Annotated in this window: 11 protein-coding genes; 2 read left to right on the top strand and 9 right to left on the bottom strand. The window is 43.0% G+C overall.

What is annotated here, in order from left to right; translation table 11 throughout:
• Positions 1-11: 11 nt before the first annotated feature.
• From ACHUFN_RS13280 to ACHUFN_RS13245, 8 genes are read right to left on the bottom strand one after another with little or no spacing between them, the layout of a single operon-like run.
• Positions 12-530 carry a chemotaxis protein CheD gene (locus ACHUFN_RS13280; RefSeq protein WP_394222893.1) on the bottom strand — a complete coding sequence of 173 codons (519 nt, stop codon included), beginning with the start codon at positions 528-530 and terminating at the stop codon, positions 12-14.
• Positions 517-1,599: a protein-glutamate methylesterase/protein-glutamine glutaminase gene (locus ACHUFN_RS13275; RefSeq protein WP_394222891.1), complete on the bottom strand. Its 1,083-nt coding sequence runs from the start codon at positions 1,597-1,599 to the stop codon at positions 517-519. The genes ACHUFN_RS13280 and ACHUFN_RS13275 overlap by 14 nt, the downstream gene beginning before the upstream one ends.
• Complete coding sequence (locus ACHUFN_RS13270; RefSeq protein ID WP_394222889.1) at positions 1,596-2,417, bottom strand: CheR family methyltransferase; 822 nt, start codon at positions 2,415-2,417, stop codon at positions 1,596-1,598. Before ACHUFN_RS13270 ends, ACHUFN_RS13275 begins: the two co-directional genes overlap by 4 nt.
• Complete coding sequence (locus ACHUFN_RS13265) at positions 2,410-2,925, bottom strand: chemotaxis protein CheW (RefSeq protein WP_394222888.1); 516 nt, start codon at positions 2,923-2,925, stop codon at positions 2,410-2,412. Before ACHUFN_RS13265 ends, ACHUFN_RS13270 begins: the two co-directional genes overlap by 8 nt.
• 9 nt (positions 2,926-2,934) lie before the next feature.
• On the bottom strand, positions 2,935-4,971 hold the full coding sequence (locus tag ACHUFN_RS13260; protein ID WP_394222886.1) for a HAMP domain-containing methyl-accepting chemotaxis protein: 2,037 nt from the start codon (positions 4,969-4,971) through the stop codon (positions 2,935-2,937).
• Positions 4,955-7,039: a chemotaxis protein CheA gene (locus ACHUFN_RS13255; RefSeq protein ID WP_394222885.1), complete on the bottom strand. Its 2,085-nt coding sequence runs from the start codon at positions 7,037-7,039 to the stop codon at positions 4,955-4,957. The genes ACHUFN_RS13260 and ACHUFN_RS13255 overlap by 17 nt, the downstream gene beginning before the upstream one ends.
• Positions 7,023-7,322, bottom strand: coding sequence for an STAS domain-containing protein (locus ACHUFN_RS13250; RefSeq protein WP_394222884.1), 300 nt, complete (start codon positions 7,320-7,322; stop codon positions 7,023-7,025). Before ACHUFN_RS13250 ends, ACHUFN_RS13255 begins: the two co-directional genes overlap by 17 nt.
• A 9-nt stretch (positions 7,323-7,331) precedes the next feature.
• Entirely contained in the window at positions 7,332-7,694 is a 363-nt protein-coding gene (locus tag ACHUFN_RS13245) for a response regulator (RefSeq protein WP_394222883.1), read from the bottom strand.
• A 195-nt stretch (positions 7,695-7,889) separates the two neighbouring features.
• Between ACHUFN_RS13245 and ACHUFN_RS13240 the strand changes: the two genes are divergently transcribed.
• Positions 7,890-9,029: a response regulator gene (locus tag ACHUFN_RS13240; protein ID WP_394222882.1), complete on the top strand. Its 1,140-nt coding sequence runs from the start codon at positions 7,890-7,892 to the stop codon at positions 9,027-9,029.
• Positions 9,030-9,437: 408 nt separating this feature from the next.
• Here ACHUFN_RS13240 and ACHUFN_RS13235 read toward each other — a convergent pair whose 3' ends face one another.
• A complete protein-coding gene (locus ACHUFN_RS13235; RefSeq protein ID WP_394222880.1) occupies positions 9,438-10,322 on the bottom strand; it encodes a diguanylate cyclase in 885 nt (294 codons plus the stop codon).
• A 322-nt stretch (positions 10,323-10,644) separates the two neighbouring features.
• Between ACHUFN_RS13235 and ACHUFN_RS13230 the strand changes: the two genes are divergently transcribed.
• Positions 10,645-12,465: an EAL domain-containing protein gene (locus ACHUFN_RS13230; RefSeq protein WP_394222878.1), complete on the top strand. Its 1,821-nt coding sequence runs from the start codon at positions 10,645-10,647 to the stop codon at positions 12,463-12,465.
• Positions 12,466-12,566 lie beyond the last annotated feature (101 nt).

The raw sequence follows: 12,566 nt of genomic DNA, 5'->3' as shown, positions 1-12,566 counted from the left end.
CGCTTTCTCTGTTAAGACAAGGCGTTAGGATTAAACGTCACAGTTAGTTCGCCCGTTTTTGTATCGAATATTAGCTTTCGATACCCAAATTCACCTACATCTATGCTCTGAATATTAAGCTGAAGTTTTGTTGCTTGTTCTAGGGCCATTCTTGCGTTTCTTTCCCCTACGGTGTCGCGTTCAGAAGAATCGATAAATGTATTGGTTGGGTCGTCAAACATGTTTCCGCCTCCAATAATGTTTGCGTCAAACTCGTTCAGTTTAACGTGTAATTTTTTAGCATTAAGCTGAAAAAGGGCAAAGCATGCTGAGCCGTACCTTGGATCAAATTCATCCTTGTCTTTATTTTTAGGGTAAGGCAACGCAAAGTGACAAATGCCAGAATATTTGAGTTTTGGGTGAAATAAGGTGACGGATACACATGAGCCTAAAACCGTGCTCACCGTTTTGTCTCCCTTGCCAAACAACAATTCTCCCGCGTGTAAGACAACATAATTACGTTCACTATTTTTGCGCTTATTTGCTTGCATAGCCGGATGCTTTTAACAAGTACTGGGCAACATTCTCTAACGCAATCACTTTTTCTGCCCCACCTTTTTGAATAGCCATTCGCGGCATTCCCCAAACAACGCTTGTGGCCTCGTCTTGTGCAAAGGTAACAGCGCCACTTTCGCGTAGCTCTAAAAGCCCTTGCGCACCATCATCTCCCATTCCCGTGAGGATGGCAGCAGCTGAGTTACTTGCCGCAGTATTGGCGGCAGAGCGAAATAGTACGTCCACCGAAGGCCGATGCCGAGATACTAAAGGCCCGTCTTTAATCTCAACAAAGTATTTGGCACCGCTTCTTCGAATCGTCATGTGGTGATTACCAGGCGCAATGATGGCATGCCCTCGTAACAGGCTCATACCATGAGTTCCTTCGCTTACAGAAATTGCACATTGATCATTCAGCCTCTTGGCAAAGGAGGCGGTAAATCCTTCTGGCATGTGTTGAACTATTGCGATGGCTGGGCAGTCTCGTGGCATTTTCATTAGCACGGCTTTGATGGCTTCAGTCCCTCCTGTTGACGCTCCAATGCATATTATTTTGTCTGTGGTTTCATGCATTGCTGAGGTTGGCTTTCGAGCAATGACTGCATCTGCTTTCAGCTTTTGAACGTGCTTAGCCTGCTTTTTAATTAACTTAATTTTTGCATTAGATGCAGCGCGTACCGCGTCGTAAAGTATGGTGGCTGCATCTTGTGCAAATTGTTTAATACCGACAGACGGTTTAGGAATAATGTCGACCGCACCTGCCTCTAATGCTGCCATATGGGTAGCACTTTGCTGACCAACCAAGGTAGAGCAGATAATAACGGGAATGGGGTGCTGCGCCATTAGCTTCTTCAGGAAGGTGACGCCGTCCATTTTGGGCATTTCAACATCGAGAAGTATCACATCTGGCACCGTTTTTTTAAGTTTTTCAACCGCAATAAAGGGATCTGGCGCGACGGCTACCACCTTAATGTCATCTACTTTTTCAAAGAGCGAAGTAAATGCTTGGCGCACAAGTGCAGAGTCATCAATTAGCATTAATTTAATGGGCTGCGCATTTGTCATGTCGACTCCCGTTGATAAACCGTTGGTGCAACGGCGCGTAAGTGCGGTTTTTCATTATTCAAAGTTTCTGAATGACCTATAAAAAGTAAACCCTGAGGTTTCAGTCGGTTACAGAACTGCCGGATAATGGACTCTCGTTGCTGCGCATTAAAGTAAATCATCACGTTTCGGCAAAAAATGATGTCGAACACCGGCAAGCTTTTGTAGCTACTTGTAATAAGGTTAAACGTATCGAAATTAACAAGTTGTCTAACTGGCGCTGATATCTTTATTTCGTCTGCAGCTTCGGTTTTTCTTCTTAGGAGATACCGCCTGCGCATTGTCAGAGGGATAGAGGATATGCTTGAGTGTGGGTATATGGCACGGCGAGCTCGTTGCAGCATGCTAACAGAGATATCCGTGGCGAATATTGCCGTACTTTGAGGACGATGTTCAGATGCCAATAGCGCTAAGGTGTAGGGCTCTTCACCACTTGAACAACCGGCACTCCAAATCTTAACTTGTGTGTTACTAGGCACACTTTGTAGATAGTAGATGTAGTGGTCGTAATGGCTCGCTTCTCTAAAAAACTCTGTTTTATTTGTAGTGAGTGAATCAATAAGATGGATTTGTTCGTCTTCAGAGGATTCGAGCGCAAATTTAATATATTCAGACAGTGTTTTGAAATTTAATGCCCGCTGACGTTTACGCAAACGGGTTTCAATAAGGTTCTTTTTATTCTTCGGTAACTGTATACCCGCGTGCCTGTCCATAAATTGAGAAACACGAGTATGATCTCTATCACTTAAACTGTCATAGCTTATTGTGCTTTCAGGCATCGGCTTCCTCAACGGCCACCGTATCCTCTACAGGAACAAGAAGTTGTTGAATGTCATCAGCATTGAAAACTTGTTGAATGCTTAACAGAATGAGTAAATTATGCTCTTGCTCCACCATGCCGTAAATAAACCGATTATCTACTGATAATCCTATTTTAGGGGCTGCTTGTATCTTGGAGACGTTGAATTCGACAACTTCTTTTACACTGTCAGCGACAATGCCTATGGGGTTTTCTTCACCGTCTACGTCGACATCTATGATGATAATGCACGTGTCTAAGGTGACTTCTGACACGTGCATAGAAAAAAGAACGCGCAAATCAACTACGGGAATTACTTGGCCGCGCAGGTTGATTACGCCCTGCATAAACTCAGGAGAACGAGGAACGCGAGTCACATTTTTATACTCAATTACTTCCTGAATACTATCTATCCCGATAGCGAAAAAGTCACCGTCTAGTACGAAAGAGAGCACTTGTAACGTTTCAACATGATCTTGTGTTTCCACGGAGCCCTCCTATTGATTTCCATATTTTACAAAGCCATCGTCATCATCTAGCGAAATATCTACGCCTGTGCTACCACTAGACGGTGAGTAGGTTGTTGTGCGTGCTGGTAGCGTTCTTGAGGTATTGCCGGGCCTTGCCTTTGGAGGCGAAGAAGGGGGATTGCTATCGTCAATGGTGAAAAACGACATTGAGGCAGTTAGCTGTTGTGCTTGCGCACTAAGCTGTTCTGACGTCGATGCCATTTCCTCAGCGGAAGCTGCCGACTGCTGTACGACTTGATCAAGCTCTTGAAGCGCCTTATTAATTTCTGCTGCCCCTTTGTCTTGTTCAACCGACGCAGCGCTTATTTCTTGCACTAGTTCGGCTGTTTTCTGAATGTTGGGTACTAACGAGTCGAGCATTTTTCCAGCACGCTCAGATACGGTAAGCGTTTCTGTTGATAAATCGACAATTTCAGACGCCGCATGCTGACTTCTTTCAGCCAGTTTTCTCACCTCTGCTGCAACAACGGTAAAGCCTTTACCGTGTTCGCCTGCGCGAGCAGCTTCAATGGCGGCATTCAATGCAAGCAGGTTCGTTTGGCGAGCAATTTCTTCGATAATACTTATTTTTTCGGCAATGTTTTGCATTGCCGAAACGGAATTTCTTACCGCATTTCCCGATTCCTGTGCTTCTATTGCAGACTGCTGCGCAATACTTTCCGTTTGTTTCGCGTTGTCTGCGCTGTGTGCAATATTAGAGGACATTTCTTCCATAGAAGAGGCAACCTCTTCAAGTGACGCAGCCTGCTCGGTTGCGCCTTGCGCTATCTGTTGGCCCGTGCTGGCAAGTTCACTGCTTCCCGATGATACATTTTCGGCAGACTGTTGAATGTCGCTCACTATGTTTGTGAGCTTGGTGTTCATATTGCTCAAGCTGGTATACACATCTTTCTCGCTATACCCAGCTTTGAACTGGTTGTTCAAGTTACCTTGACCAATTTCGGAAACAATTTTCGACACTTCTTTCAAGCGTTTTGATACGACAAAAGAAATAATCACTCCCAGAAGTAAGGAAATAGTCGCAGCGATGAGAAGGCTTCGTCTAATTGACACGTATTCGTTGTCTGTTGCTGCGATAGCGTCTACCAGCTGAGTGTCGTTGTCTTGAGCAATATCTCCAACAAGGGCTTCAATATTGTCGATTGCGTTTTCACCTTGCTCACTCAATAGCTTGAAAGCGCGATTGTTGCCATTTTCCTTAGAGAGCGAAACAACGTCTTGTTGAAAGCTAAGGTAAGTGGTCGCAGTGCTTTTTAAGTCGTTAACTACTGGTGTAAGTGAAGAGGTTACGCTGGAGGCAAGCCTCTGAATTTCGGTGTTCAGATCAGAGCGTAAGTTATTTATGTCTTGCTCTACTTCAGTTAAACGCTGTGGATTGGTCGCCAGAATATAGTTCTTTTCTTGACGAATTAAGCGTGCTGCAAGTTCTGAAATGTTGTCTAGATATTCACGTTGTTGTTGATTAGCTTGGGTAACGCCGGTGCGCGCGGCGCTCTCTCTAATTGCGGTTTTTATATTAGCAATTATTGCCAGCAGTGCATCGAAGGCATCTGCACCTTGGTTTTCACTAATTTGCCTTGCCTTTGCATTGGAATTCAGTGACGCAAGGGTGATCACTTCTTCAAGAATTTCGCCGTAGGTGTCGACCTCTAATGCAATTTTTTGAAGGCGAGGTTTGGCGCTTACGGGTGTTATGGCTTCCAGTGCAGCGATGCGTTCATCTAATCGCTGCTGCTCATTAGAAATGACGGTTTGGATACGCTTCATTTGCTCAGGAGATTTGGCGAGGATAAGCTTTCTGCTTTGCCCAGCTAGCGTAAGGGTAGACTGCTTTACTCTATCCGCTATCTTTACACGCTCAGCAGGGCCGTCAATAACGTTGCTCAAAGCATCGTTTAGACCTGATGCGGATATTACGGCATAACCACCACTTAGTAACAACAGTATCAATAAGATACTAAAACCAGCGACGACGAGTGAATTTAAGTTAATTTTCGTCAACATAGCTTTTCTCCGTGAAGGAATTTTCTTGTCGAGGCAAAATGACATCTTCGAAAAGTTGAGTAGTGTCAATAATCATGGCTACATCTCCATTTCCTAATATTGTGCTTCCCATCAGGCCTCGAACATTGTGATAAAGTTTTCCCAAGCTTTTTATGACAGTTTGATGTTGGCCGATGACGCTATCGACCATAATGCCAAAACGACTCTCAGTTGAGTTTACAATGACGCATTGAGGGTAAGGGGGAAAATCCCCCCTTATCGAAAAATGGCTTCTAAGCGAAATGGCGGGGACTAACTCTCCCCTTGTTTTTACCAACAACGCACCATCTTCTCGACGACTTTTAGGTTGGTTTATTTCAACGCACTCTTCGATAGTTGAAAGTGGAATGATAAAAATTTCATTGGCCACGTTCACCATCAGTCCGTCGATTATGGCCAGCGTTAGAGGTAATAAAATCTCTGTTGAAGTACCTTTCCCCTCCTCACTGTGTAAAATTAAACTGCCTTGCATATTCTCGATGGACGTTTTAACCACATCCATACCCACGCCGCGACCTGAGACGTCAGAGACTTCGCTGGCGGTAGAAAAACCTGGCGCAAAAATAAGTTGGTGAATGTCGTGATCGCTGAGCACGTCGTCAGGCTGAATGAGTCGGTTTTTAAGTGCCTTTTCCTTAATTTTCTTTGTACACAGTCCTGCGCCATCATCTTTGATTACTATACTGACTTTGCCGTTTCTATGGCTGGCTTCCAGTAGAATGGTACCGGTCTCTTCTTTGCCAGCATCAAGGCGGACTTGGGGCGTTTCAATACCGTGATCCATGCTATTTCTTAACAGGTGTATAAGCGGGTCGTTAAGGTTTTCAAGTACCATTTTGTCGACCTCGGTGTCAGCGCCTTTGGTAACCAACTGAACTTTTTTATCGAGCGACTGACTGAGGTCGCGAATGAGCCTTCTATATCGAGCAAAAGTAGAGCCAACGGGGAGCATTCGGATCCCGAAGGTTGTGTCGCGTATTTCTGTGGTTAGTCTACTCAGCTCTTCACCAATATTCGTTAGGTATAAATCGCTTTGGTTTTCGGCATGTTGGTTAACCGCAGACTGAACGATGACAAGCTCACCGACAAGATCTAATAGTTTATCAAGCTTATCTGCAGAGACTTTTACGTTCGCCTGCTTTTTAGCGCTTTGTACTTGTTTCGTTTCAACAAAACTTTGCTGATCAAGCGCTTGTTTCACATCTCGTTCAGACACCACGCCGCGCTCGGTAAGCAGTTCACCGACTTTTGGTTTGTCAGCCAGTGTATCCTCAATGGTCGACTCTTCTGCCGCGCCCATTGACACAAGGATGTCTCCTAATCTGCTGCTTTCCTCTAAGGAATGAAAGTCACATTCGATCTGCCACTCATCTTCTACAAACATGAATGCAGACATGACTGAAGCTTCATCTATGTTGCCATCTAGCAATACAACGAAAGAGAGCTGACACATTGTTGGCTCAAATTCTAAATTTTCGCGTGGGTTGAGGCTTGTAGACACCACGCACTCCCCAAGTTCGCTCAATTCGCGAATAATAGGTAATACATCGAAACCGTCTTTAAACGTTTCAGCGTGAGGTGTGAATTGTAGTTTCCAATACCCTTCGTCATTGCTTCCTTCCACCGTTACATCTGACGAGGAGACTTCTTCTGAAGAGGTATCGCTATACCATGTTTTTACTTTCGCGATGATCTGTTCGCTGACAGCCATAAGCTCATTAGAAACGTGGCTATGGATGAGTGTATCAATATGGTCTCTAGACTCGATGAGTACTGCTACCATGTCTGGTTTGTAAGACACTTGATGTGCGCGAAGCGCATCCAAAAAGCTCTCTACGTGGTGTGCAAAGTAAGACACATGGTCTAAACCAACCATGCCTGCGGAACCTTTTATAGTATGAATAGCACGAAATACCGTATTGATGATATCATCAGAGACATCGTTCTCTTCAAGCTCCAGCAGCGCCGCTTCCATGGCTGCGAGATGTTCTTCGGCTTCCTCAAGAAACGTATCAATCAAGTTCATCATGCGCTACCTTCGAATTAAGTGACAGAGCATAGTTAACATTGAGCAACGTGGTAGCTTCAACCAGACTACTAGACGGGCTATCAATGAGGACGTTAACGTTTTTACTTTCACAAAGGGTAGTGAAATGGATAAGAAGCTGAATCCCACAGCTATCGATTTCCTCAATTGCACCGCTATCAAGCGTAACGAGTTTCGGGGCATCCGATAGTAATGCAAGCAAGTGCTGTTGAATTTCATCAGCCGTATACACCGTTAACTCTGCAGGGAGAGAGTAAGAAGCCATAGCGAAAACCTACGCAAGTTTGCTTACGGCAGAGAGCAGAAGGTTGGGTTTAAACGGCTTAACAAGCCACGCTTTGACCCCGATGGCTTTGCCTTTTTCTTTCAGTTCTTTACCTGACTCGGTGGTAAGCATCAGGATAGGCGTGAATGCGTAAGCCTCGTTTTTTTTAACGTTTTCAGCAAAAGTCAGCCCATCCATAATTGGCATATTAACGTCACTGACAATAAGGTGGATTTTTTGACCGTTTAGAAGTTCTAAGGCTGTTGCGCCATCATCAGCGCTTATTACGTTGTAGCCAGCCTCGGTTAATGTAAATTCAACCACTTGTCTCACTGACGGTGAATCATCGACAATTAATATTGTCTTGTTCATTTAGCACTCCTTTACTTTTTCAGGTTGTAGCCGAACCTAGTTTCGTCGCTGTTTTTTGAACTGCTCTGTATACTTTAGTCTATAATTTCTCTGTGAATATAAAACGTAGTTGGTGTTTTTGTAGTTATCAAATTTCTTGGTAATTCTTTTGGATAGGCTTGGAGTAGCAGCCGTAAATAAAAAGGAGAGTTGTTTATGAAACTTCTCATTGTTGAGCAGGATGCAACACAATTAGAGCTTTATACATTGTCGTTGGAAGACGAATTCGACATTATTACGGTGTCGACAATGGACGAAGCGCTTGAAGTTATTAATAAACAGTCAATCGGCATTGTGTTATCAAATTGGCACGTTGGTAAGCATACGGCGGCAGCCTTCTGCCAAGCGAACACAGAAAGCAAAACGAAGCCCCCTGTCGTAATGGTCATGTCATCAATTAGTGATGACGATACAATGCGTGAAGCTTTTAAAGCGGGTGTGTCACACTACTTTATCAAGCCCTACAATGTAATTTCATTTACCGAAACCATCGTTAACGCAAAGCATCAGATTATGACACTTGCGCAGATGGAAAAAGATAATGAGAGAACCCGTGAAACAACCAAAACGGCCTTAAGCCAAGCCGCCATTTATGGCACAGGAATGGAAATTGTTTCGTCCTTAAACCAGTGTGATTCCGCTGCTAGCATGGCCAAAAAAGTGCTTAACACCCTTCGTTTGAATGGCGTGCACTGTGCACTGCAATTTAGAAGTGAAGGTGAAGTTGAAACCATTGACACCGACTTAACCCCTTGCGACGACATTACGTTAAAAGTGTTTAAAGTGCTTCATGATCAAGGTCGTATTTACAGGTTCGGCCGCAGACTTATGCTCAACGACACCTGCGTTAGTTTGCTGGTGAAAAACATTGCTAAAGATGATCCTGTACTTTACGACGCCATTCTTGATATGGGGGCAAAGCTGGTTCCAGCCATTGAAGCTCGTTTCAAGAGTTTGCAGCAGCAACAAACGATGATCAATTTAAACACCGACGTGAATGATGTGATTGATAAGGTACAGGTTTGTTTCAGGCGCTTAAATGCAGAAAAACGACAGATTATCCAAGGCGTATCCTCGCAAATCCGCTCGAGTTTCCATGAGCTAGAAATGACTGAAGCGCAAGAGTCTTTCTTCATGGCTTTAATTGAAAAAGAGCTGGAGTCGAGAGAGGACGATCAAGACCTTATTAAGATTGATGCGCTGTTAACGGCAATTTCTGAGCAACTGAAAGTGCACGTCACAGAGTTTTCAACCACAGAAGAAGAGGAAGAATACCTTGATGTTGAGTTCTTCTAGGTTTTAGGAAAACGCTTTTGGATAGAAATGGCTTGTACATGCACCCACCGTGCGGCGAGTACATGTGCTGCCATTGAAAATATCATTGGCATAAAGGTCAGTGGATGCTTGATTAGTCAAAGTACATCCTTACTATTTAGTTGTTCATACGGAAGATGTCTGGAAACTGCTTATTCACTTGCCTTCTAAGCTTTTTCCATATTTTCTAATTTTAAGAAGTATATCAGCCCTTCTTTCAAAGGAACCCGGTCAGCATTTTCCAGAAAAAGTTAGAGTGGGGTAGCGGTGGGGGATTTGGCATTTAGGCGTTATGAATATTACCATTCAGCTACTCAACACTCTCGACGAGTTTCATCAATTGAGCCATCAATTTTACCCGAAGCTTCTGTAGCCGGAGGCGACCTGATACTAGCTGCTCTGAACCCGATTTTTTCCCAAAGCTTTAGCGTCATACATCGCGCCATCAGCTACATCAATGATCTCTAAGTAATTTTCTCCATCATCTGGAAAGCTAGCTATACCTATACTAGCTGTCATATTTAAAGTAATGTCGTCGAGCGCAAAACTATCCTTCGAAATACTCTTACACAATCTTTTGCCAAGCTCTATTGCATCATCTTTACGGGTTTCTGGTAAAACAACGATGAACTCTTCACCGCCATAGCGACCTGTAAAGTCAGATACACGCAAGGAGTTTTCTAATACTTTTGCAAGTTTAATTAATAACTTGTCACCTACAAGATGTCCGTGTGTATCATTTGCTTGCTTAAAATTATCTAGGTCTAAGAACATTAGTGATACGGGATGATTGTAACGCTTCGCTCGATTAATTTCCTTTTTAAGCTTTCGCATAAGCTCAGTTCGATTAGTTAGCTTAGTTAAGCTATCTTTGGTCGCACTGTCTCTTAGTTGCTTCTCCAGTGCTTTGTGTTCGGTGATATCTACAGCCATGCTGATAGCCATTCGACACCCTTGTTCATCTACGCCTAATGGACCGGAAGAAAAATCCCATGTACGAAGTTCTCCGCTTTTTGTACGAATTTTAAACTCGCCCTCTTTAACAACCCTGTGCTTCTCGAACAAAGCTTCAATTCCCGCTTGTACTTCCTTACGATTGTCTCTATATGCCAACTCTACCCAGCGAGAAATCGTAGGAATATCTTTGGGAGTATAGCCTGTAATCTCCGTCCACTGTTCGTTTACAAGCTTAACGTTTCCGTCTTCGTTGAAAATCAATACTGGTAATGGCGCGAACTTAAAAGCTTGAATAATATGGTTGCTTTCGGACTTCATTCAATAAATCCAACATGCTTTTTGATATTAAGGAATACTTTACAGCATAAGGCAAGTAATGTTATGTGAAACAGAACTCTGATTCGATACTTACTCTATCTCAGAAAGCTGCGAAAGCTATTATTTCCCCCATTGTGTTAAACGGTTTCAATAAGTTCTGCATACTTCAAATACAATTGAAGCTCAAAAGACATTTTTTCAAAAATTCGAGCAGACCTATAAGCGCGAAAACTTAGGCTTAAGATCAAAAGTCTTGCGGTTGGTGAAATAAACGCTAGGCTAATGACAAATGAATGTTTTTTAAGAAAGTTTTATTTACAAAATGGCTATTTATTCCGCTCCGCTTCATGTTGATGAAAAAAGCCGTATAGCTGCTTTGAAGAATACCATGCTCCTCGATTCTCCCTCATCTTCGAGGTTCGATGATATTACTCTGTTGACAGCTCAGGTGTTTAACGTGCCTATCGCTCTGGTTTCCTTGGTAGACAAAAATCGACAATGGTTTTTGTCGAATTGTGGACTTGCCGCGAACGAAACCCACAGAGACGAGGCGTTTTGTGCCCATGCAATTCACGAAGATGAAATTTTAGTCATCGAAGATGCATCTCAACATCCCACCTTTAAATTGAATCCGCTTGTTCTAAATGAACCGAATATACGATTTTATGCTGGTGCCGTACTGCGTAGTATCGATGGTCTGCCGCTGGGAACGCTTTGTATTATCGACAGTAAACCCAGACATTTTCCTATAGACGAGCAAAACAAACTTTTACGCTTCGCTGGCTTGATACGAAAAGAGTTGCTTGCAGATACATCTCACAATAGAGACAGAACCAAAAAAGCATTAATAAACAATAAAGATCCAATAACGCACGCGTTTATCAACGGTACGCTGAAAAACAAAGTAGATTCGATCCTGCAAACGTCGAGTCATGACAATTACTGGGTCTTGCAAATATCCTTAAGCAATATCAACTCACTCAGCAAAGCTTATGGGAACTTTATTGTTGATCACTTGATGTTTGAGGTTTATGGCAGAACTGAAGAGGCATTCAGGGACGTAGGAGAGATCTATGTCGGCAGAGATCAGAAAGATACGCTCACCGCTTTTTTTGTTTCTTTTTCTGACATTTCTCACGAAAGTATAAATGCAACGATAAAATCTTTAGAGCACTCCCTCGCATTACCAATCAATACGAAAGTTGCTGCTATATCTCCTTCTCTGGTTGTATCGGTGGTCAATCAAAAGACGTCAGAAGGTTTGTTCAGCGATGCTATAGGGTTGGCAAACACAGCGATTGAAGAACATGCAGTGACGAGAGATGTAGAGTTTCTATTCGTCGGAGACAAGACAAAAAATCAGATTCAACGCAAAACAATAATCGCCAGAGACCTTCACAATGCGATAGAAAACAATGCTTTGCATTTAGTGTATCAACCGAAAATAACGGCGAGTGAAAATTTAATAGTTGGTGCCGAATGCTTACTTCGCTGGAACCATCCAAAGTTGGGTTTTGTTGACCCCACGGACATCGTAGAAGTTGCTCAGCAGACAAATTGCCTGCTTCAACTAGAAAAATTCATTTTTTACCAAGCCCTCCAGCAGTGGACAGCGTGGCGTAAAACCATAGAAGCGCCACTCAAATTATCAATCAATCTCACTGGTTCAACACTCATATCTAATGACTTTTATTGTTATGTTAAACAAACTATTTCGGATTGTAACATTCCCCGCGACGCCTTAGATATCGAGATTCTAGAAAGCTCGATATTTTATGATCGTACGTTGGCACTTAAAGCAATTAATGCGCTTTCGGATTTGAGAATAAGCTTTTCATTAGATGATTTTGGAACTGGTTTCTCGAATCTGTCTTATCTAAAATCCTTGCCGATAACTACGCTTAAAATTGATAAGTCTTTTGTTGATGACATTAGCAGTTGCAAAAAGTCAAAAGCATTGTGCAATTCGATTATTCATATGGCTAAAGAGTTAAATATGGAGTGCATAGCAGAGGGTGTTGAGACAAAGTGTCAGCTTGAACAGCTTGTCGAAATGGGTTGCGGTTTGATTCAAGGCTATTTTTTTTCGAAGCCCCTAGAGCCAAGTGATTTTTTAGATTTTTGCGAACGAAACTGCCGATAAGATTCATTCTACCGGTAGTTTTTGGCCTTTTTATCAACAAAATTTTTTGCTTTAACTTCCTCTTAACGCACAAAGCTGCCGCTTTACCTCTGCCCATGCTT

Origin of the sequence: Alteromonas gracilis (assembly GCF_043642145.1) — a bacterium.
Classification (GTDB): domain Bacteria; phylum Pseudomonadota; class Gammaproteobacteria; order Enterobacterales; family Alteromonadaceae; genus Alteromonas; species Alteromonas gracilis_B.
The sequence above is the reverse complement of the archived record's forward strand: the minus strand, read 5'-3'. Positions and strand labels throughout refer to the sequence as shown.